This window comes from Paenibacillus sp. Marseille-Q9583 (assembly GCF_976954365.1).
On sequence record NZ_CDRJTB010000069.1, the window covers coordinates 1 to 20,891 of the forward strand.

Below are 20,891 nucleotides of genomic sequence, written 5' to 3' on the forward strand. Positions count from 1 at the left end.
GACTCAAGCCTGTAACACGCTTAGAAATTCATTCTCACTTCTGGTGATGAACGAAATTTCACGCGGCAGCGTCTGTTTCACAGACGCATGTTTGGTGGCGATAGCGGAGGGGTTCCACGCGTACCCATCCCGAACACGACCGTTAAGCCCTCCAGCGCCGATGGTACTTGGACCGAAGGGTCCTGGGAGAGTAGGACGTTGCCAAGCACACGAAGCCATTGTTGATTTATCAACAATGGCTTTTTTGTTCCCTTTATCGCTTAATTTAAATAATGTGGATAAGTCATGGGTAAATAACGAGATTATAAAAGTTACTAACATGTGGATGAAATAATAAAATATATTCAAAAATGAAAGTAGTCCCCAATTTATGTGGATAGAGCAGTGGTATATGTGGATACTTCAAGTAAATGCAAGGATATTTTGCATGGCAGGAGGATATACAATGGACAACAGTAGTAATCTTGTGTGGATAGAAGATTTTTCTGTACATGCGAGCGACACGGATTATCGTTCACAGGGTAAGTTATCCTTTATTCTGGATATCATGCAATGTGCGGCAGACTTCGCCGTGGGTAATTTGGGGATAAGTGTGGAAGAAATTCTGAGTGCAGGAATGGGCTGGATGATGATTACGTTAGATCTTGATTTTAAGCGTATTCCTCGCCCAAATGATGTGCTTAGCGTACATACCTGGAGTAAAGGTACTAGAGGGGCTTTATGGCAACGGGATTATCGTATTTTCGATGCAGATCATATAGAGATTGCCACAGCACGATCCATATGGGCTTTAGTAGATATTGAGAAGAGAAAGATACTCAGACCGAACGCTCTTCCAGTTCAGGTTAAGCACTATAATGGCGATTCAGTAGGGGATATGCCTGTTAAGGTAACGATCCCTACTGATATTACTATGGAAGAAGCTTATCGGTATCAGGTAAGATATAGTGGGCTGGATAGCAATGGACATTTGAATAATGCCCGATATGGAGATTTATGTTGTGATGCACTCAGTTTAGCGGAATGGGATAATGCAGTGTTCACACGCTTCCGGATTACTTATCTACAAGAAGCTAAGTTTGGGGATGAACTGACTATTTTACGCTCAGCTGTAACGGATGATGGTATATATGTCCGTGGCCAGAATAGTGATATTGTATTTTTTGAAGCATGTATTGAGTTGAAAAATATAAATAAGTAAAAAATTTATAAATATGGATTATTATTATAAAAGCGATTTCTCCGAGCATCAATCGGGGTAGTCGCTTTTTTTGTTCGAAAACAGATGGTGTTTATAACATATTTGGAAAAATTTTTGAGCCTGTCACAATTAAAGGGATCACATTCGTTATATAGTTGTAGTCAATAACAAGGAGGTGATTCTTTGGAACGTCGCAGCCCCGGGGTCCAAGTGAATCAAACAATAATTGAAGAGGCTATCGATCAGGTTCTTGCGGGTAACCGGGAGGCCTATAGAACCATAATACAAGCCTATGAAAGAAAGATTTATACTTATTGCTATTATATTTTGAGAAGTCATGAAGAAGCAGAGGATGCTGTGCAAGATATATTTGTAAAAGTGTATCAGGAACTTAGACGTTATGAGAAACGAGTCTCTTTTAATTCATGGCTGTATAAAGTGGCCTATCATCATTGTCTGGATCAGGTTCGCAAACGCAAGAGATGGAACAGACTGATTAAGCTTTATACAGCACTGCAAACCAAGACTTATTATGAACTTAACGATGAATCTCCGGTAGAGCAATTGTTTAGCAATCTCTCAACAGAAGAGAGTAACATGCTAATCCTTAAAGTGGTAGAGCAATATAGCTTTGAAGAAATGGGCCAGATCATGGGTTGTAGCCCGTCAATGCTGCGTAAGAGGTATGAACGGTTACGTAAAAAGCTTGTTTCAGAAAAAATGTATGAGGGAGGAAAACATCTTGATGAAGTGGCAAAATCGAACTGAAGAGCAGAGGTTTCAGCAGATTGCTGAGACAGTCCGAAGTCATGTAATGCCGATAACTAGCTATGGTGATCAAATAATGAATCGAATTGAGAAGATAGAGGTTCGGGGAAATCAACAAAAGAAAACAAGCGACAAGTTGTTTAAGAAAACATTGATTGCGGCCTGCATAGCCGTGGTAGTTGGAACGTTGATCATTGGAACTGGTTTAGTATCTCCCGCCTGGGCAGACAAGCTGAGCCAGGTTCCTATTCTGGGAAGTATTTTTAGTAGTTTAGATGATTCGGGACTGAAGACTGCTGCTGAAAAAGGACTTACAACTAATCCAGACGTTAGTATTACTCATGATGGAGTAACCTTGAAAATTAGTGATGTAATGTATGATGGTACACGTCTGGTTTTGGGGTTCGAAAGAGAAGGTATTAATAACGATCTTGTAATGGCTAAGATAACGAACTTTTCGAATAATGATTTTGATCAATCTGTAAAAGGGTTGCTTGGTATGCCTGTAGTAAAACTCCCTAGTGGGAAAGAAGTGACATTTGGTTCTTCAAGAACAGGCGATATCTACGGGCAACCGAACACACTTTTACTAGAGCTTAATGAGGTTAAAAATACCGAGGAGTTTGGGGAAGAATTTGAGGTAAGTGTAAGTGTACCTGTAGCCCAAGTCGAAGAGCCATTTTTATTTCAAGTACCCGTGAAAAAAGTAACTGATGAGGTTATAAGGCTTACTCCAGATCAAACGAAGAGCAGAGGAGCGTTTAGTTATACTGTTAAGAATCTAGATATTACCCCTGCAACGACTAGAATAGTTATTAATAGTACGGGGGAAGTTCCTGTATCACCAGAACAAACAGGGGAGTATAGTCCAACGGAGGTGTTCTATCAGATCGAAGATGATCAAGGAAACATCATTGAACCGTACAATCGGGGATACAATTTATATCCGGCTATACCACTTCTTATAGTAGATAAAATATATGCTGCTTTCTCAGAAACACCGAAATACGTAACCATCAAGCCGTATACCTGTACGTTTGATAAGGATTTGAACCTTTTGAAAGATGCTGATGGGCAAAGAATAAAAACGTTCTATAAAGAGCTTGAACAAACGATTCAGATTCAATAAGAACTAGTAACTGTTAATCCAATAAACTAAGCAAAGTCCGTGTCTGCATATCAGATGCGGATTTTTTTATATGAAATCTAATGGAATGTAGATTTCGCTCACAGATTTTTCGTTATCCGGGCCAAGGTACCCTTCTCCATAAAATTCTAATTCAAAAGGAATGGATATTCTGTATTCTGTTTTTGGCAGCCAGATTCCGTAAATATATTTATAAGTAGAAGGGATATCACAAGAACGGCCTCTGTGGATAAATTTCAAATACCGGGCGGGTGGTAATACATGAATGGGTAGTGCCGGATTGCTGTCTGTATAGATTTCCTTAGGTGAAGTATCCGAATGGCTTATGTGGTCCTGTGCTATGGAAGGTGAAGACTTTAGCTCACAGGCACACATAATCGAAAATCCGTTATCCTCATAATCGTCTGGCCAGAAGCCAAGCTGATAATATTTTTCGGGAAGTATGCGCTTATGTATGGTAGTTACCTTGCTAAAAAGGAGCGACCAAGTATTAGAGATGACGGAGTAATTATCGTTTATCTTTACTAAAGGTCCCTGAAGAATGATTTCTCCCAAATCAACGAGTTGGGGGGAGATAATATTATCCATAGGTGCTTGATGGAGATCATGTTCGTACAGTCTAGGTAGTAAAGGGAGCTGTGATTTAGTACGATTTTTACGGACGAGGGTAGGAGTCGTATGCAGCATTCTTTTGAAAGCGCGGGTAAAGGTTTCATAATTATTGAAGTCATAATCTAGCGAGATGTCCTGAAGAGAGCGCTCTGGCATTCTTAAAATATCCAATGCTGCTTCAGTGATTCTGCGTCTAGATATATAATCTCCTGGTGCTATTCCAGTGACCGCTTGAAATAGACGGGAGAAATGATAAAGTGAGTAACCCATTTCTTTGGAGAGGACAGCTACAGGAAGAACCGTTGTTAATCGATCCTCTATGAGGTCTAAAGCTTGAATCATTAACTGACGGTTGTTCATGAGTTGTCCTCCTATAACTTTTTATAGAGGTGGTGTTAAAACTACCACTTCAATTATTTGCTGTCCAGTCACCCCAATTAGCAGCCCAACCGGGAACAGTTACCTCCATTACGCGATCGGCACTAGGAAAATAAGCTTTGATGTCGAGAATTGGTGTGCCAGGATAGGCATCAAGTCCAGCCACCTCTACGATGCCAGAAGCTTCATCGACAGACAGGATTGCTGCTACACTAAGCCCAATTGGATTAGGTCGAATAGGGGAACGGGAAGCGAATACTCCAGTTAATGTCTCATCATATGGTGGTTGAATCTGTGTAGTCTGGCGGAATGGATCATCTGCAAACTCGTGCAGCCACCAAAGTACTTGGCAATGACTAAATTGAGATAAACCTTTAAGTGCCGGCCTAAATTCCGGTTTGATTTCCAGTCGCAAATTACGTGGCGTACCTCTAACCCAACCTATAGGTACTATATTATAGCTTTCTTGTTCGTTCATTGACTATGACTCCTTTCGGGTATCAGATATTATTTAGTGTATAACGGAGTGACCCGGTAAAGCCTGACGATATTTGCTAACATTCATTTAATGCTATAATGAAATTTGATGTGGAAAGGGGAGCATTATGAAGACATTAGTATTGGCGGAGAAGCCGTCTGTTGCACGCGAGATCGCACGAGTCATGGGATGTAATAATAAACAGAAGAGTTATATTGAAGGTCCAAAATATGTAGTTACCTGGGCACTGGGTCATTTAGTCGGCCTGGCAGAGCCTGAAGATTATAATAAAAAGTTTGCAACTTGGGCCTTGGAGGATTTGCCGATTTTACCGGAGAAGACCAAGCTAAAAGTGCTGCGTGAGACCAACCAGCAATACAAAGCTGTTCAACATCTAATGAAGCGTCAGGACATTGAGGAGCTTATTGTTGCTACAGATGCTGCCCGTGAAGGGGAGCTACTGGCTCGCTGGATTATGAATATGGCAGGGTGGAAAAAGCCATTCCGGCGGCTCTGGATATCTTCTCAGACGGATAAAGCGATAAAAGAGGGATTCGCAAAGCTCCGTCCAGGTCGCGATTTTGATCGTCTGTATGAATCTGCACGTTGCCGCGCAGAGGCGGATTGGATGATTGGACTGAATGTCACGAGAGCTTTGACATGTAAGTTCGGTTCGCCGCTCTCCGCAGGGCGGGTACAAACGCCGACATTAGGGATGATCATGGATCGTGAACAGGAGATTACGGGTTTCCGTTCCGTTGATTTTGAGACGCTGACTGCTGATTTTGGAGATTTCCAAGCGGCATGGCGGGCCAGTAACGGCGATGGTCGGATATTTGAAAAGGATAAGACGGCAAGTCTAAAGGATAAGCTTACTGGACGCAGCGGCCGTATTATTAAGGTGCAAAAGAGTGAGAAGAGCGAACCTCATCCACTCGCTTATGATCTGACTGAATTGCAGCGCGATGCGAACCGGAAATTCGGCTTCTCCGCGAAGCAGACCTCCAGTGTGCTTCAGCGGTTATATGAGCAGCATAAGCTTGTCACTTACCCGCGTACGGACAGTCGTTACTTAACATCAGATATGACGGGCACACTCAAGGAAAGACTGGACAGTGTAGCTGTGGGCCCATATGCAGCGTTAGCACGTCCATTGCTGCGCAAGCAGCTGCCGATTACGAAGCGGATCGTGGATGATAGCAAAGTAAGCGATCACCACGCTATTATTCCTACAGAACAGACCGTATTGTTAAATGGCCTGAGTACTGAGGAACGTAAGCTGTATGATCTGATTGTACGGCGTTTTATTAGCTTGTTCTACCCATCAGCTCGCTATGATGCGGTAGCTGTCACCGTCAACGTGGAAGGCGAAAGCTTCCATGTCAAAGGGACGACGGTAAAAGATGCCGGTTGGCGTGAAGTGTACGGCGGAGATATGAGTAACGATGACGACGAGGAGCCATCGGACGAGCCAGCAGCTGGGAGTGTGAAGCTACCTGAGCTGCGCGAAGGAGCAACTGTCACGATTGGCCGCTGCATGGTTCGCCCTGGACGAACACAGCCACCGAAGCGTTATAATGAAGCTTCACTGTTGACGCAAATGGAGAAGCATGGCCTTGGAACCCCGGCGACCCGCGCGGATATTATCGAGAAGCTGGTAAGCTCCGATACCATTGAACGCCAAGGGAATCAGCTGCATCCGACTGGTAAAGGCAAGCAGCTTATTGAGTTGGTATCCACACAGCTACGGACACCAGATCTAACCGCACGCTGGGAAGCCGAGCTGGAGAAAATAGCGCGTGGTCAAGGCAAGCCGGAGCTCTTCTTGCAAGGCATCCGCAGTATGGCACAGGAGCTGGTAACTGGCGTCAAAACTAGTGGAGCAGAATATAAACCGCATAATGTCTCGAACAGTAATTGTCCGGAATGTGGTACAAGACTGCTGGAGAAAAAAAGCAAACGTGGCAAGCTGCTTGTATGCCCTGCAGATAACTGTGGTTATACCCGTGCCGGAGAGAAAAGACTATCGAATCGCCGTTGTCCACAGTGCCATAAGAAAATGGAGCTCAAAGAGGGTAAAGCAGGCATGTTCGTACAATGTTTGGGCTGTGGAATCACAGAAACCTTGGATAAAGACCACAAGCATGTGAATAAACGTGAACAGCAAAAGCTGGTACAGCAATACAGTAAGCAAGAAAGCATTGGTTCTAACCTTGGGGAACTGCTGAAAGCAGCGCTTGAAGGACAAAAGAAGGATAAGTAAAAAGGTTCGCATGTATCGTAATAAAAAGGCTACTGAGTGTGCTCAGTAGCCTTTTTTCTGTCCACGTAAGTTTTTGTGGTCTACAGATAGGCTTTGAATTAGAATGTTAAGCAAATACATAGAGCAGGTGATTAGGGTGGCAGCTGAACAACAAGTGGATCAACTAAAAGCAGCAGATAGCCCACAGGGGCTTGGTGGTAGCAGGTTTTTCTTTCTCGTTATTGTATTTATGTTCTGGTTCTCTTCTTATATTTATGTTCCGGTGCTTTCCCCTTATGTGGAGCATTTGGGAGCATCGTATTTTATGGTGGGCATGGTGCTTGGCGTATATGGGTTAATGCAGATTCTGTTCCGACTGCCGATTGGCATCGGTTCAGATTATTTGAATCGGCGGCGTCCGTTTATCTACCTGGGACTGATTGCGAGCGGAGCCAGTTGCTTTCTTTTCATGTGGGGAGCACAGCCTGGGTGGGCATTGGCAGCACGTGCCGTATCCGGTATAGCGGCTTCGGCATGGGTTGTGTACACTGTGATGTTCGCGGGATATTTCCCGAAAGAGGAAGCTGGAAAAGCGATGGGCATGCTGCAATTCACTACGGTGATTGCCCAATTGACCAGTATGATGATCAGTGGCTATATGGTGGAGCATTGGGGCTGGAATACCCCGTTTCTGATTGGTGGAATTGTAGCGATTGCGGCGCTGCTGCTTGCGCTGCGGCTGCCTGAACAAAAACAGGAGAAACGGCAAAGTGGGATCCAGATCAAAGACTTAGCAGGTGTTATGAAGGAGCCGCTTCTGGTAAGAGTTTCTCTGCTGTCAGTGTTGGCACACTGTGTGCTATTCATAACGATGTTCGGATATACGCCAAACCAAGCTCTGAATATTGGAGCAAGTAAAGAAAGCTTGGGCTGGCTGACGCTTGCTTTCATGATTCCGCATGCTGTCGCGACCCTCTACGGTTCACGGACATTCGGAAGACTCCTAGGGGACAGGGGAACGCTTATCATAGGCTTCGCGGGAAGTGCATTGTTTACACTTCTTATTCCTTCTATTCCGACGTTAGCAATGCTTTGTCTGACTCAGGTAGGAAACGGATTTATGCAGGGACTTATTTTTCCATTGTTGTTAGGCAAGTCGGTGTCAGAAGTGGATCCATATAAACGCGCAACAGCTATGGGCTTCTATCAGGCTGTCTATGCGGTAGGCATGTCGGCGGGACCGTTCGTGGCAGGCTGGATGAGTGCTCACTATGGTTTGACCGGGGGGTTCTGGCTGGGCGGAATTGCGGCGGCGCTGGCTGCGGTGTTGTCATGGATATGGATGAAGGATGCGAAGCAGTGAAACGAAAGAGGCAGCCAGCGAAGTTATCAGCGCGTGTAAGGATGATTGGTTTTTTGTGAAAAAGAGGAATATAATAGAGATAGATAGGTAGCAAGGAGGAGAGTCCGGGAGAATGGTCAAGGTTATAATGTTGTGGTTTGTGGTAATTAATATAATCGGATATGTAGTGATGTCCGAAGACAAGATCAAAGCCCGTAAACGGCGAGAACGTGTACCTGAGAAGACACTTTTTCTGCTGGCAGCTATGGGTGGGGCACTAGGCGTGCTGATTGCCATGTATCGTAAGCGCCACAAGACACGACATATGTCCTTTAGGATCGGAATTCCGTTACTTCTGTTGCTGAATATCTTTTTGTACAGCTATTTTTTAAGGTGATAGTCTTTATGATTACAAACTAGAAAAAGAGGTGGCGTACATGTTATTCTCTAAAATTTTACTCGCCTATGATGGATCTAAGGCTTCTAATCAAGCATTGGAGCGCGCAATTGAACTCGCAAAAGTAACTCCGGGCTCTACAATGCATGTCGTACACGCATTTGAATTTCCAAGATTTTTTATCGGAGAAGCCCTTGCACCACTACCGGCTTCAGTAAATAAAGAATATTATGATTTAGCAGTGCAGACTACGGAAGAGGTGAAGGGACGCCTTGAGGCTGAAGGCTTGAATGCTGAGGTTGAGCTATTACAAGGATCTCCCGCTGAAGTGATTTTGAAATATGCTAAGGAACATGCTATAGATGTAATTGTTATCGGCAGCCGCGGACTTGGCGGAATACGTGAATTTGTTCTGGGCAGTGTGAGCCATAATGTAGTACAAAGCGCCCGCATTCCAGTGCTGGTAGTAAAATAATATAAAGTTAAAAGGGACGCTTATAGCGTTCCTTTTTTCATTAATAAGAAACGAAATGACTAAATTCATATCCAGTAAAGGAATTATATGTATTTCCATGAAGCCTATTCTACAGTTAATATAACATCTGTTGTTAGAGCTAATAGTGTACGGAAAGAAGTCTTTATCATCAAAATAAGTGGACATTGAGAAATTAAATACGCCTAAAAGCGAACGATTATTAATCGGAATTTACCAATGTTCGTGTTTGAGTTGACATCCTGTGTAGGGGATTGTTAAACTGATGTCATGAGCAACTCGTATAAAACCGGGGATATGGCCCGGAAGTTTCTACCCGGGAACCGTAAATTACCGGACTACGAGGAAATAGGATGATAGAATGCGGCAATGCGGTCCGGGTAACGGAATGATGCATGATGCCATTTTCCGCGCTTAATGCAGCCTAATGATAGGCACGCGGATTATTTTTTCCTAATTTCTTTACTAGTCCGATCCTCCCGCAGCAAAATGCGTCTGGTCATCGGGCTTTTTTTATTCGAATTTACAAGATAAAGATAAGATATCCATACTAGTGACTGGAAGGTAGGTCGAATCATGTCTGTACAGGTAGCTGTTATCATGGGCAGTAAATCGGATTGGGACACGATGGAGCACGCTTGTGCGGTGCTTGAAGAGCTGGGATTATCTTATGAGAAGAAGGTAGTATCTGCGCACCGGACGCCGGACTTGATGTTCAGCTATGCGGAGGAAGCCGCGGGCCGGGGTATTCGCGTCATTATTGCAGGAGCGGGCGGTGCAGCACATTTGCCGGGCATGGTGGCAGCAAAGACGATCCTGCCTGTGATTGGAGTGCCGGTGCAGTCGAAGGCGCTTAACGGGCTGGATTCGCTTCTCTCCATCGTGCAGATGCCAGGAGGCATTCCAGTGGCAACGGTAGCCATTGGTAAGGCAGGAGCCGTTAATGCAGGCCTCCTGGCCGCACAGATTATCGGAGCGTTCGATCCTGAAGTGCAGCAGCGCGCGCAGCTGCGGCGGGATGCGATCCGCGACGAAGTCCTTGAAAGCAGCGACAGCTTATGAGACCGGAGGAGCTGAAGCTGCAGGAGGCTGGCGGCGCTACTTCACCAGCCTCCATGGATGCGTCCGGCACGGACACTGTCCGGACGCTACTGCCCGGCGCGACCGTCGGCGTGCTCGGCGGCGGGCAGCTCGGGCGCATGATGGCGCTGGCTGGCAGCGCCATGGGCTACCGCTTCGTGGCGCTGGACCCTGCGCCGGATGCGCCTAGCGGTCAAGTCACGCCGCAGATTACAGCGGCGTATAACGACCGGGACGCGGCGCGGGAGCTAGCCCGCCGCTCGGACGTCATCACGTACGAGTTCGAGAACGTCGACGCGGGCGTTGCCGCGCTGTTGACGGAGGAATCGTACGTGCCGCAGGGCAGCGCGCTGCTGTATACGACGCAGCATCGGCTGCGCGAAAAAGCCGCCATCGAGGCGGCAGGTGTACCCGTCGCCCCGTACCGGAAGGTGGATAGCCTTGCGGAGCTGAAAGTGGCGGCGGCTGAGCTTGGACTACCCTGTGTGCTGAAGACAGCCACAGGCGGTTATGACGGCAAGGGACAAGCCGTGATCCGTCAGGTAGAAGAGCTGGAAGAAGCCTTCCGGCAAGTAGCGCCCGGAGCCGTTGTGCCGGAGCTGGTGCTTGAGAAGTTTGTAGCTTTTAAGTGTGAAATATCCGTTGTTGCTGCACGCAGTGCTTCTGGTGAGGTTAAGAGCTTCCCACCGTCGGAAAATATTCATGTGAATAATATTTTGCATCTGTCCATTGTGCCTGCAAGAGTGGCAGAGGACATTCAGCGGAGAGCATGTGAATTGGCAGAGACATTAATCGCTGGACTTGATGCGGTTGGACTGCTGGCAGTAGAAATGTTCGTCACAGAGGACGGACAATTGTACGTCAATGAGTTAGCACCAAGGCCGCATAACTCCGGGCATTACACCATGGACGCTTGCGCGACTTCACAGTTCGAGCAGCATGTCCGGGCGATTTGTAATCTGCCGCTAGGCGATACAAAGCTTTTGACGCCTGTAGTTATGGTAAATGTACTTGGCCAGCATTTGGATGGCGCGATTAAAGCGACCTGTACACAGGAAGAAAAAGATAATAAGCTGGGTGTTGTACCTAAGCTTCATATATATGGCAAGACTGAGAGTAAGACCGGCCGCAAGATGGGCCATATCAATCTGCTCTGCAAGGATACCGGAGACGGCTTGTCCTGGGTGGAGCAATCTAAACTTTGGAGGAACTAAAGAATATGATCGAACGTTACAGCAGACCTGAGATGCGAGCTATTTGGACGGAGGAAAATAAATTCAAAGCGTGGCTGGAAGTTGAAATTTGCGCTTGTGAAGCATGGGCCGAGCTGGGAGTCATCCCGCACGAAGACGCAGCTAAACTGCGTAAGGACGCTAAATTCGACATCGCACGCATTGATGAAATAGAACAAGAGACTCGCCATGACGTTATCGCATTTACACGTGCGGTCTCCGAGAGCCTTGGCGCAGAGCGCAAATGGGTTCACTACGGTCTTACTTCTACTGACGTGGTAGATACGGCGCTAGGTTACTTGCTGCGTCAAGCGAATGAAATTCTAGAGAAGGATATCATCAACTTTATTGAGATCCTTAAAGATAAAGCTATTGCATACAAAGATACGCCGATGATGGGCCGTACGCATGGTGTTCATGCCGAGCCAACTACCTTTGGTCTGAAAATGGCTCTATGGTACGAAGAAATGAAACGTAACCTGGAGCGTTTCCGCCATGCTGCGAACGGTGTACAGTTCGGAAAAATCTCTGGTGCCGTTGGTACGTACGCTAACATCGATCCTTTCGTAGAGGAATTCGTTTGCCGCAAGCTCGGCACAAGCCCAGCTCCAATCTCTACACAAACGTTACAGCGTGACCGTCACGCTGAATACATGGCTGCTCTTGCTTTGGTAGCTACATCGTTAGACAAATTCGCTACTGAAATCCGCGCTCTGCAAAAGAGTGAGATTCGCGAAGTGGAAGAAGCTTTTGCAAAAGGTCAAAAGGGTTCATCCGCTATGCCTCATAAACGGAACCCCATTGGCTGCGAGAACATTTCCGGTCTGTCCCGCGTTATTCGCGGACATATGGTTACAGCATACGAGAACGTGCCGCTCTGGCATGAACGCGATATTTCGCACTCCTCTGTAGAACGTATCATTCTTCCGGATGCGACAATGCTGCTCAACTACATGCTGAACCGTTTTGGTAACATCGTGAAGAATCTGACTGTATTCCCAGAGAATATGAAGCGTAACATGAACCGTACGTTCGGTGTTCCTTTCTCCGGTCGGATCTTGACTAAACTGATCGACAAAGGTCTTAGCCGGGAGCAAGCGTACGATACCGTCCAACCGCGTGCTATGCAAGCATGGGAAGAGCAAAAACAATTCCGTGATATTGTGGAAGCTACACCTGAAATCACTAACGTTCTTACCCCAGAAGAAATTGAAGATGCATTTAACCCTTCTTGGCACCTTAAGCATGTGGACACCATCTTCCGCAAGCTAGAGCTTATCTAAAAAAAAGATAGGCTAGTGGGTATTGTTGTCGATAAGGAACGAATTCCTCGGAATGAGACCTTAGAGATCTTATAGAGGTAAGTTATTGGTGAACTAAGGAGTTTTATTAATAAAAGTAATTGGTAGAAGGTGTAATGGAGAGGAAGTTTGGAACTGTAGAAGCGTAGCGCTCGCCTTTATGTTTGGATTTCTACCGCGAAGAGCGGTTTAAATCAGGAAATCCAAACATAACAGCGATCGGAAGTCCAAACATTCCTCGGAATTACGCTGTTGAGACCAGATACTTATTCAGAAGGATCATTAGTTCAAGGGAGGAAAGGTCATGACATCGTCGGCCGTATCCACAGCCGTGGAACTCATCAATGCGCCGCTGCTCTATAAAGGGAAGGTTCGTGAGCTATACGATTTAGGGGAGAATGTACTGATCGTCGTCACGGATCGGATATCTGCTTTTGACTATGTGCTGGACCCAGCGGTACCTGAAAAGGGTAATGTGCTTAACCGTCTGAGTGCGTTCTGGTTCGGAAAGACCAAAGGGCTAATGGAGAATCATGTCGTTCATATCGATGTGGATCTGCTGGGAGATATCGTTAAGGACAAGGAAGCTCTCAGAAACCGTGTTATGGTGGTACGCAAAGCAGAGCGCATCGATATCGAATGTGTTGTGCGTGGGTGCATTACCGGTGGGGGCTGGAGACAGTATCAAGAAACGGGCAAAGTGAATGGTATTGAGCTTCCTAAGAACTTGCGTAAAAATGCGCTGCTGGCACAGCCAATCTTTACCCCAGCGGCTAAAAACGATGTAGGTCATGATGAGGATATTCCTTTTGAAAAGATGCAGGAGCTAATCGGTGCTGATCTGGCACTCGAGCTGCAGGAGAAGAGCTTGCAATTGTTCTCTTTTGCCAGAGAGTATTGTGCTGAGCGGGGAATCATTCTAGCAGATTGCAAATTTGAATTCGGCTTGCTGGATGGCAAGGTGATTCTGATTGATGAGATTTTTACACCGGATGCTTCACGTTTCTGGGCCAAGGACAAATACGCTCTTGATATCGAAATTGATAGTATGGATAAAGAACCTGTTCGTACGTATCTATCTGCATCCTCCTGGGATAAAAATAGCAAACCTGATCCACTTCCACTAGAAGTAGTTGAAGAAACAACACGCCGTTATCTGGACATTTATCATCGTCTTACTGGCAAGTCTTTATAGCTCAACATTGTGTGTTTACTCATGGGAATAAATGAAGTGTATGTTTTTAAAGCTAGAGTTACTTTTAGTAGAGTTTCAGCTTTCAGAAAGTATATACACATAAAAATTTAGGAGGAACTACAAGCATATGTTAAAAGCGACGGTATATGTCACCATTAAGAAGAGCGTTCTCGATCCACAAGGTGTAGCAGTGCAAGGAGCACTTCATTCGGTAGGTTTTCAAGAAGTTGAAAGTTTGCGTATTGGGAAATATATGGAGCTGACTTTGGACACGGATAACCGTGCTGAAGCAGAAGTGCGTCTCAAGGAAATGTGCGAAAAGCTACTTGCCAACACGGTGATCGAGGATTACCGCTACGAATTGGAGGACTAAACGACATGAAATTTGCTGTACTTGTCTTCCCAGGCTCTAACTGTGATATTGATTGCTACAAGGCGGTAGAGGACAGTCTCGGCGAACCAGTCGATTATGTGTGGCATACAGCGACAGATTTGTCGGCGTATGATTGCATTTTGGTTCCAGGCGGATTCTCATATGGTGATTACCTGCGCTGTGGCGCGATTTCAAGATTTGCTCCTGTAATGGCTGAAGTTGCTAAAGCAGCAGAGCAAGGGAAATTCGTGCTAGGCATTTGCAATGGGTTCCAAATTCTTACTGAGGCTGGTTTGTTGCCAGGCGCGCTGCGTCGTAACATGTCCATGAAGTTCCGTTGTCATGATACAGTGCTTAAGGTTGTTAATAACGAAACCCCATTTACTATTGATTATGCTAAGGATGAAGAAATCATCATCCCAATCGCTCACGGCGAAGGAAACTACTACTGTGATGAAGAGACCTTAGCAGAACTGAAAGCTAACAATCAGATTGTGTTCACATATAGCGATAATCCTAACGGCTCTGTAGCTGATATTGCGGGTGTTAGTAATGTACAGGGGAATGTAGTCGGCATGATGCCTCACCCTGAGCGTGCAGTTAACAGCTTGCTCGGATCTGAAGATGGCAAACGAATGTTCACATCTATACTGAAGACTTGGAGGGATCGTCATGACGCAGCAAGTATCCGTTAAGGAACCGACCGCAGAACAGATCGCAGAGCAGAAAATTTACAGCCAATTCGGTGTGTCGGACAGCGAATATGAGCTCATCAAGTCTTTTATGGGACGTTTGCCGAACTATACTGAAATCGGCGTATTCAGCGTAATGTGGTCCGAACACTGTGCATACAAGAACTCTAAGCCATTGTTGAAACGTTTCCCAGTTACTGGACCACGTGTCCTGATGGGACCTGGCGAGGGCGCAGGGATTGTAGATATCGGAGACAACCAAGCGGTTGTATTCAAAATCGAAAGTCATAACCACCCCTCAGCGGTAGAACCTTTTCAAGGTGCGGCAACAGGCGTAGGTGGTATCATTCGTGATATTTTTTCCATGGGCTCAAGACCTATCGCACTGCTGAATTCCTTGCGTTTCGGCAAGCTGGAAAGCGATCGCGTGAAATATTTGTTCGAGCATGTGGTGTCGGGTATTGCTGGTTATGGTAACTGTATCGGGATTCCAACCGTGGGCGGCGAAATCATGTTCGATGATAGCTATGACGGTAACCCGCTTGTTAACGCAATGTGTGTCGGTCTAATTGATCATGATAAAATTCAGCGCGGTGTCGCTAAAGGTGTAGGGAACCCAGTCTTCTACGTAGGTCCTCCTACTGGACGTGATGGGATTCATGGGGCTACTTTTGCATCCGTGGAACTAAGTGAAGAGTCAGAAGCTAAACGTACAGCTGTACAAGTAGGCGATCCATTTATGGAGAAGCTCGTTATGGAATCTTGTCTAGAGTTAATCGACAGCGGCATCGTTATTGGGATTCAGGATATGGGTGCGGCTGGACTTACCTGCTCTAGTGCCGAGATGGCAAGTAAAGCTGGTAATGGTTTGGAGCTGTATCTTGATCAGGTGCCACAACGTGAAGACGGCATGACCCCTTATGAAATGATGCTTTCGGAATCGCAAGAACGGATGTTGTTCGTAGTAGAACCGAAGGATGAAGCTCAGGCGCAAGAGATTTTTGATCGCTGGGGTGTAATCTGCTGTAAGGTCGGAAAAGTAACGGATGATGGTCGCTTGAAGCTGTATCATCACGGTGAGGTTGTTGGCGACATGCCTGTAACGGCGCTCGTGGATGAGTGTCCAGTGTATAACAAACCATCTGAGGTTCCTGCTTATTATGTAGAAAATGAATCGGTAGATACGCTTCGTTACGCGGAAGTTACAGATCTGGGCAGCGCACTGCGTACAGTGCTTGGATCACCAACCGTAGCAAGCAAAGCTTGGGTATACAACCAATATGATTACATGGTGCGGACTAGTACGGCTGTTCGACCTGGATCTGATGCGGCTGTAGTTACCATTCATGGTACACGTAAAGGACTTGCGATGACCACGGACTGTAACGGGCGTTATGTTTATCTTGATCCTGAAGTGGGCGGACGGATTGCAGTCAGCGAAGCGGCACGTAACATCGTTTGTTCCGGTGCTGAACCGCTAGCTATTACAGATAACTTAAACTTCGGAAACCCTGAGAAACCTGATGTGTTCTGGCAAATGGAGCGTGCGGTTGATGGTATGGCTGAAGCTTGTCGTGTGCTGGATACTCCGGTTATCGGTGGGAATGTCAGTCTTTATAACGAAAATACGACGGGATCCATCTACCCAACACCGGTTGTCGGCATGGTTGGTTTAGTAACGGATACGGATCATATTACGACTCAAGGCTTCAAACAAGAAGGAGATTCCATCCTTTTGCTAGGCGTAACAAAAGCTGAGCTTGGTGGTAGTGAATTTCAATATGCCGTTCATGGTGTAACGGAAGGCCGTCCTCCAGCATTGGATTTGGCTACTGAGAAAAAACTGCTGAGCGCAGTGCTTAGCTCGATTCGCGGTGGTCTGGTGCGTTCGGCACATGACTTGTCCGAAGGCGGCCTTGCTGTAGCACTTGCAGAGAGCTGTATCAGCGGTGGCGTTGGTGCGAACGTTGAACTATCTGCTAATGGACTTAGATCCGATGTAGCGTTGTTCAGCGAAAGCCAATCACGTATCGTGCTGACGGCAGCGCCTGAACGTGCGGAAGAGCTGAAAGCAGCGATTGCTGCCAGCGGCGTACCAGTAGAAATCATCGGAACTGTAGGTGGAGACAGACTGCGCGTAAATCTGGACGGTGCATCCGTATTAGATGAAGCTGTAGCGAACCTAAAATTCGTTTGGGAGGATGCTATTCCATGTCTTATGAAATAAAGACCGGGAAAGAGCAGGAGACTCCTATCCTGTGGACTGGTGACTTTTACAATGAAGGAACGGGCTCGGGAGATATTTTTGACACATTAAAAGAAGAATGCGGCGTTTTCGGGGTCTTCGGACACCCGGAAGCGGCGTCCATGTCTTATTACGGCTTGCACGCCTTACAGCACCGTGGGGAAGAAAGTGCGGGCATCTGCGTAGCGGATGGTCGTGATTTCAACTATCACCGCGGGATGGGGTTAGTAAAAGAAGTATTCGACAAGGACAAAATTGCCTCACTAGTGGGAGACATGTCCATTGGTCATGTACGTTATTCCACCAGCGGAGACAGCCGCTTAACCAATGCACAGCCGCTCGTATTCAAATATCGTGACGGTGATTTGGCGATTGCTACGAACGGTAACATAGTAAATGAACCGTTGATTCGTAAGCAGCTTGAGCAAAGCGGATCGATCTTCCAAACTACAAGTGATACAGAAGTGCTCGCGCATCTGATTGCGCGTTCGTCTAAGGATTTTGTTGAAGCGGCTAAGGATGCGCTAAAACAACTGGTTGGCGGGTTTGCTTTTCTGCTTATGACGAATGACAAATTAATTGTCGCTTCGGATTCCCATGGTTTGCGTCCGCTTGTAATGGGACGGATCGGTGACGCCTATATTTTTGCTTCCGAATCTTGCGCATTAGAAGTGATCGGAGCACAGTTAGTCCGCGATATCGAACCTGGCGAACTGCTCGTGCTTGATAAAAATGGCTTGTTAGAGGACCGTTTTACCGAGCCCAAACGTAAAGCGCTGTGCGCGATGGAGTATATTTACTTCTCTCGCCCAGACAGTGATATGAATGGCGCTAACCTGCACACCGCCCGTAAGCGGATGGGTAGCCGAATGGCATTAGAAGCTTTCGTAGATGCTGACCTCGTAACTGGTGTACCGGATTCAAGTATCTCGGCAGCGATTGGATTTGCGGAGCAGACGGGCATTCCTTATGAGCTTGGGCTCATCAAGAATAAGTATACAGGCCGGACCTTCATCCAGCCGAGCCAAGAGCTGCGTGAGCAAGGTGTGAAAATGAAGCTAAGCGCCGTGCGCAGTGTGGTCGATGGCAAACGTGTTGTCATGATCGATGATTCCATCGTGCGTGGTACAACTTCACGTCGGATCGTCAATCTGCTTCGTGAAGCGGGAGCCGTTGAAGTACATGTGCGGATTACATCGCCGCCCTTCAAGAATCCTTGTTTCTACGGCATTGATACCCCAGACCGCCGCGATCTCATCGCGTCCTACAAGTCCATTGCGGAAATGTGCGAAGAGATTAACGCCGATTCCTTGGCATTCTTGTCACCAGAGGGCTTAATCACTTCCATTGGTGGTCACAACAAAGATGATTACAAAGGCGGGCTATGCCTTTCCTGCTTCGATAATGATTACCCGACGCAGGTTGATTTTGGCGGGGAAGAAAAAGACGGCTGCTCGTGTTGACATCCCCCTAAGTCCCCCTTGCAAAGGGGGATTCCAAAGGGCTCCTGCCCTCCGGCCACCCGAAAGCTCGGCGGTAGGAGTTGGGTTATAACTTGCTAAGAAGACTTGGGTACGAGTGCTCGCTTTGTCCCTGTGTGCTACGCACGGACGGGACACGCTTTACGGCGCTCCGCCCCCCGGCTGCATATCGCCGCCGGGACTGGCTCGCCAAGCTCGTCGCTTGTTTCGCTAAGGAGGTGCATGGCGCAGCTCATGCACCGAGGTCTTGAGGTCTGTGTGCAAGGAGCGCACTGCGGCTTGCAGTAGGGTTGAACCCGGTGGTTAGAGGGAGTTATGGAGAGGAAGTTTGGAACTGTAGAAGCGTTAGCGTTCGCCTTTATGTTTGGATTTCTACCGCGATGAGCGGTTTAAATCAGGAAATCCAAACATAACAGCGATCGGAAGTCCAAACATTCCTTGTAGTAGCTCCCCTATAACCACCAGACAAATCCCGAATGCCCCCGCAAACGCGCTCTAAACTAATTAAAAGATGAGGTGTCCCAAGTGTCGGAAGCTTATAAAAACGCCGGAGTGGATATTGCGGCTGGTAATGAAGCGGTAGAACGCATGAAAAAGCACGTAAAACGTACTTACCGTCCAGAAGTAATGACGGATCTTGGCGGGTTCGGAGCGCTGTTTGGCCTCAATAAGGATAAATATGAAGAGCCAGTGCTCGTATCGGGAACTGATGGTGTAGGCACGAAGCTTAAGATCGCGTTTGCTGCGGATCGCCATGACACGATTGGGATCGATGCTGTAGCTATGTGCGTGAACGACATTGTAGTGCAAGGCGCGGAGCCGCTATTTTTCCTCGATTATCTGGCTTGCGACAAAGTCGTGCCGGAGAAAATCGAAGCGATCGTAGCAGGAATCGCAGAGGGCTGTCACCAAGCAGGTTGTGCGCTGATCGGCGGCGAAACAGCTGAAATGCCAGGTATGTATTCGGCGGGCGAGTACGATATCGCTGGGTTCACAGTTGGCGTAGCTGACAAAGCGAAGCTGGTAACAGGCGCTAACATCGCTGCTGGAGACACAGTGATTGGTTTAGCTTCTAGCGGCGTGCACAGCAACGGCTTCTCACTGGTGCGTAAGCTTTTGCTTGAGGAAGATGGCTATGGCCTGAATGATGTGCTTCCGGAGCTTGGAGCTCCGCTTGTGGATGTACTTCTTGCACCAACTAAGATTTATGTGAAGCCTTTGCTGGCGCTCTTGGAGCAGCTTCCGGTGAAAGGGATGGCACATATTACGGGTGGCGGATTCATCGAGAATATCCCGCGCGTATTGCCTGACGGTGTAGATGTGGAGATTAATTACGGATCGTGGCCGATTCTGCCGATCTTCGGATTGATGCAGAACAAAGGAAACGTAAGCAACCGTGATATGTTTACTACTTTTAATATGGGAATTGGACTTGTTCTGGTAGTAAGTAGCGCTGATGGAGAACATGCTCTTGAACTGCTCAAAGCGAGCGGAGAAGAGGCTTATATCATTGGTAAAGTGACAGAAGGGGAACGCAAAGTAACCTTTACTGGAGCTGAAGTGTGATGCAATGGAGTCGAATCGCTGTTTTTGCTTCTGGGCAAGGCAGTAATTTTGCTGCACTAATCGATGCACAGAGAGCAGGCTTGCTTGGTGAGGGCAATATTGAGTTGCTTGTATCCGACAAACCGGAGGCACCTGTAGCAAGGCGAGCGGAGGATGCGGGCATTCCCGCCCTCTTGCTGCGGCCAAAAGACTTCGCCAGCCGTGAACTCTACGAAGCAGAGATTGTAGCAGAGCTTCAGCGGCGGGAAATCGGGCTGGTTGTGCTGGCAGGATACATGCGTCTTATTACGCCAGTGCTTTTAACGCCGTATGCTGGACGAATTATTAACATTCATCCATCGCTGCTGCCTGCTTTTGCAGGAAAAGATGCAATCGGACAAGCGCTGGATTATGGCGTGAAGCTGACGGGTGTTACTGTGCATTTTGTCGATGGAGGTATGGATACCGGGCCTGTTATTGCTCAGCGCAGCGTAGCCCTGCAGGATAACGACACGGCGGATTCGTTGGCAGAACGTATTCATAAGGTTGAGTATGAGCTGTATCCCCAAGTGGTTGGCGCTTTTGCCAGCGGGAAAGTGGAACTGAGTGGAAGAAAGACGATTATCCGCGAAAAGTAAGCTGTACCGCAGCCATTCGAAGTTTTGGATCGACATTTGGTGACAGACCGA

19 protein-coding genes, 1 rRNA gene and 1 riboswitch are annotated in these 20,891 nt (G+C 47.0%); of the genes, 18 read left to right on the forward strand and 2 right to left on the reverse strand.

The window, feature by feature from the left end; genetic code table 11:
• Nucleotides 1-90: 90 nt before the first annotated feature.
• The 4 genes from rrf to ACWNM1_RS24630 all read left to right on the forward strand — a co-directional run bounded on the left by rrf (nucleotide 91) and on the right by ACWNM1_RS24630 (nucleotide 3,098).
• A 5S ribosomal RNA gene (gene rrf, locus ACWNM1_RS24615) occupies nucleotides 91-207 on the forward strand.
• A 238-nt stretch (nucleotides 208-445) separates the two neighbouring features.
• Nucleotides 446-1,201, forward strand: coding sequence for an acyl-[acyl-carrier-protein] thioesterase (locus ACWNM1_RS24620; RefSeq protein WP_449603009.1), 756 nt, complete (start codon nucleotides 446-448; stop codon nucleotides 1,199-1,201).
• Between the two features lie 183 nt (nucleotides 1,202-1,384).
• Entirely contained in the window at nucleotides 1,385-1,969 is a 585-nt protein-coding gene (locus ACWNM1_RS24625) for an RNA polymerase sigma factor (protein ID WP_449603010.1), read from the forward strand.
• Entirely contained in the window at nucleotides 1,947-3,098 is a 1,152-nt protein-coding gene (locus tag ACWNM1_RS24630) for a DUF4179 domain-containing protein (RefSeq protein WP_449603031.1), read from the forward strand. Before ACWNM1_RS24625 ends, ACWNM1_RS24630 begins: the two co-directional genes overlap by 23 nt.
• Before the next feature lie 66 nt (nucleotides 3,099-3,164).
• Here the strand turns inward: ACWNM1_RS24630 and ACWNM1_RS24635 are convergent, their stop codons facing one another.
• Nucleotides 3,165-4,088, reverse strand: a complete 924-nt coding sequence (locus ACWNM1_RS24635) for a helix-turn-helix domain-containing protein (protein ID WP_449603011.1) — start codon at nucleotides 4,086-4,088, stop codon at nucleotides 3,165-3,167.
• A gap of 49 nt (nucleotides 4,089-4,137) precedes the next feature.
• Complete coding sequence (tsaA, locus tag ACWNM1_RS24640) at nucleotides 4,138-4,584, reverse strand: tRNA (N6-threonylcarbamoyladenosine(37)-N6)-methyltransferase TrmO (protein ID WP_449603012.1); 447 nt, start codon at nucleotides 4,582-4,584, stop codon at nucleotides 4,138-4,140.
• A gap of 127 nt (nucleotides 4,585-4,711) precedes the next feature.
• On the opposite strand from tsaA, the gene ACWNM1_RS24645 reads away from it, so the two are divergent.
• From ACWNM1_RS24645 to purN, 14 genes are all read left to right on the forward strand, one after another.
• Complete coding sequence (locus ACWNM1_RS24645; RefSeq protein WP_449603013.1) at nucleotides 4,712-6,847, forward strand: DNA topoisomerase III; 2,136 nt, start codon at nucleotides 4,712-4,714, stop codon at nucleotides 6,845-6,847.
• A gap of 136 nt (nucleotides 6,848-6,983) precedes the next feature.
• Nucleotides 6,984-8,189 (forward strand): MFS transporter, encoded by a 1,206-nt coding sequence (locus tag ACWNM1_RS24650; protein ID WP_449603014.1) that lies wholly within the window; start codon nucleotides 6,984-6,986, stop codon nucleotides 8,187-8,189.
• Between the two features lie 112 nt (nucleotides 8,190-8,301).
• The gene (locus ACWNM1_RS24655) at nucleotides 8,302-8,565 is read left to right on the forward strand and encodes a DUF1294 domain-containing protein (RefSeq protein WP_042124022.1); all 264 of its coding nucleotides are present in this window, start codon (nucleotides 8,302-8,304) and stop codon (nucleotides 8,563-8,565) included.
• Nucleotides 8,566-8,605: 40 nt separating this feature from the next.
• Nucleotides 8,606-9,040: a universal stress protein gene (locus ACWNM1_RS24660; RefSeq protein WP_042184737.1), complete on the forward strand. Its 435-nt coding sequence runs from the start codon at nucleotides 8,606-8,608 to the stop codon at nucleotides 9,038-9,040.
• A 277-nt stretch (nucleotides 9,041-9,317) separates the two neighbouring features.
• Nucleotides 9,318-9,419: riboswitch (purine riboswitch) on the forward strand.
• A 215-nt stretch (nucleotides 9,420-9,634) separates the two neighbouring features.
• Nucleotides 9,635-10,120, forward strand: a complete 486-nt coding sequence (gene purE / locus ACWNM1_RS24665; protein ID WP_340006627.1) for a 5-(carboxyamino)imidazole ribonucleotide mutase — start codon at nucleotides 9,635-9,637, stop codon at nucleotides 10,118-10,120.
• Between the two features lie 53 nt (nucleotides 10,121-10,173).
• Nucleotides 10,174-11,352 (forward strand): 5-(carboxyamino)imidazole ribonucleotide synthase, encoded by a 1,179-nt coding sequence (gene purK, locus ACWNM1_RS24670; RefSeq protein ID WP_449603032.1) that lies wholly within the window; start codon nucleotides 10,174-10,176, stop codon nucleotides 11,350-11,352.
• A gap of 5 nt (nucleotides 11,353-11,357) precedes the next feature.
• Nucleotides 11,358-12,653, forward strand: a complete 1,296-nt coding sequence (gene purB / locus ACWNM1_RS24675; RefSeq protein WP_042124027.1) for an adenylosuccinate lyase — start codon at nucleotides 11,358-11,360, stop codon at nucleotides 12,651-12,653.
• A gap of 322 nt (nucleotides 12,654-12,975) precedes the next feature.
• The gene (locus ACWNM1_RS24680) at nucleotides 12,976-13,866 is read left to right on the forward strand and encodes a phosphoribosylaminoimidazolesuccinocarboxamide synthase (RefSeq protein ID WP_449603015.1); all 891 of its coding nucleotides are present in this window, start codon (nucleotides 12,976-12,978) and stop codon (nucleotides 13,864-13,866) included.
• Between the two features lie 127 nt (nucleotides 13,867-13,993).
• Complete coding sequence (purS, locus tag ACWNM1_RS24685; RefSeq protein WP_036680912.1) at nucleotides 13,994-14,239, forward strand: phosphoribosylformylglycinamidine synthase subunit PurS; 246 nt, start codon at nucleotides 13,994-13,996, stop codon at nucleotides 14,237-14,239.
• Nucleotides 14,240-14,244: 5 nt separating this feature from the next.
• Nucleotides 14,245-14,934, forward strand: a complete 690-nt coding sequence (gene purQ, locus ACWNM1_RS24690) for a phosphoribosylformylglycinamidine synthase subunit PurQ (RefSeq protein WP_449603016.1) — start codon at nucleotides 14,245-14,247, stop codon at nucleotides 14,932-14,934.
• Nucleotides 14,912-17,158 carry a phosphoribosylformylglycinamidine synthase subunit PurL gene (gene purL / locus ACWNM1_RS24695; RefSeq protein ID WP_449603017.1) on the forward strand — a complete coding sequence of 749 codons (2,247 nt, stop codon included), beginning with the start codon at nucleotides 14,912-14,914 and terminating at the stop codon, nucleotides 17,156-17,158. The genes purQ and purL overlap by 23 nt, the downstream gene beginning before the upstream one ends.
• Nucleotides 17,143-18,639 carry an amidophosphoribosyltransferase gene (purF, locus tag ACWNM1_RS24700; RefSeq protein ID WP_341126289.1) on the forward strand — a complete coding sequence of 499 codons (1,497 nt, stop codon included), beginning with the start codon at nucleotides 17,143-17,145 and terminating at the stop codon, nucleotides 18,637-18,639. Before purL ends, purF begins: the two co-directional genes overlap by 16 nt.
• 543 nt (nucleotides 18,640-19,182) lie before the next feature.
• Nucleotides 19,183-20,223 (forward strand): phosphoribosylformylglycinamidine cyclo-ligase, encoded by a 1,041-nt coding sequence (gene purM / locus ACWNM1_RS24705; protein WP_449603018.1) that lies wholly within the window; start codon nucleotides 19,183-19,185, stop codon nucleotides 20,221-20,223.
• On the forward strand, nucleotides 20,223-20,840 hold the full coding sequence (purN, locus tag ACWNM1_RS24710) for a phosphoribosylglycinamide formyltransferase (protein ID WP_449603019.1): 618 nt from the start codon (nucleotides 20,223-20,225) through the stop codon (nucleotides 20,838-20,840). Before purM ends, purN begins: the two co-directional genes overlap by 1 nt.
• Nucleotides 20,841-20,891 lie beyond the last annotated feature (51 nt).

Coding starts and splice junctions, on each gene's coding strand:
- purK (WP_449603032.1), top strand. CDS start 10,174: ATGGATGCGTCCGGCACGGACACTGTCCGGACGCTACTGCCCGGCGCG.
- ACWNM1_RS24630 (WP_449603031.1), top strand. CDS start 1,947: ATGAAGTGGCAAAATCGAACTGAAGAGCAGAGGTTTCAGCAGATTGCT.
- purB (WP_042124027.1), top strand. CDS start 11,358: ATGATCGAACGTTACAGCAGACCTGAGATGCGAGCTATTTGGACGGAG.
- ACWNM1_RS24635 (WP_449603011.1), bottom strand. CDS start 4,088: ATGAACAACCGTCAGTTAATGATTCAAGCTTTAGACCTCATAGAGGAT.
- purQ (WP_449603016.1), top strand. CDS start 14,245: ATGAAATTTGCTGTACTTGTCTTCCCAGGCTCTAACTGTGATATTGAT.
- ACWNM1_RS24620 (WP_449603009.1), top strand. CDS start 446: ATGGACAACAGTAGTAATCTTGTGTGGATAGAAGATTTTTCTGTACAT.
- ACWNM1_RS24660 (WP_042184737.1), top strand. CDS start 8,606: ATGTTATTCTCTAAAATTTTACTCGCCTATGATGGATCTAAGGCTTCT.
- purF (WP_341126289.1), top strand. CDS start 17,143: ATGTCTTATGAAATAAAGACCGGGAAAGAGCAGGAGACTCCTATCCTG.
- ACWNM1_RS24655 (WP_042124022.1), top strand. CDS start 8,302: ATGGTCAAGGTTATAATGTTGTGGTTTGTGGTAATTAATATAATCGGA.
- ACWNM1_RS24645 (WP_449603013.1), top strand. CDS start 4,712: ATGAAGACATTAGTATTGGCGGAGAAGCCGTCTGTTGCACGCGAGATC.
- purE (WP_340006627.1), top strand. CDS start 9,635: ATGTCTGTACAGGTAGCTGTTATCATGGGCAGTAAATCGGATTGGGAC.
- purN (WP_449603019.1), top strand. CDS start 20,223: ATGCAATGGAGTCGAATCGCTGTTTTTGCTTCTGGGCAAGGCAGTAAT.
- ACWNM1_RS24680 (WP_449603015.1), top strand. CDS start 12,976: ATGACATCGTCGGCCGTATCCACAGCCGTGGAACTCATCAATGCGCCG.
- tsaA (WP_449603012.1), bottom strand. CDS start 4,584: ATGAACGAACAAGAAAGCTATAATATAGTACCTATAGGTTGGGTTAGA.
- purS (WP_036680912.1), top strand. CDS start 13,994: ATGTTAAAAGCGACGGTATATGTCACCATTAAGAAGAGCGTTCTCGAT.
- purL (WP_449603017.1), top strand. CDS start 14,912: ATGACGCAGCAAGTATCCGTTAAGGAACCGACCGCAGAACAGATCGCA.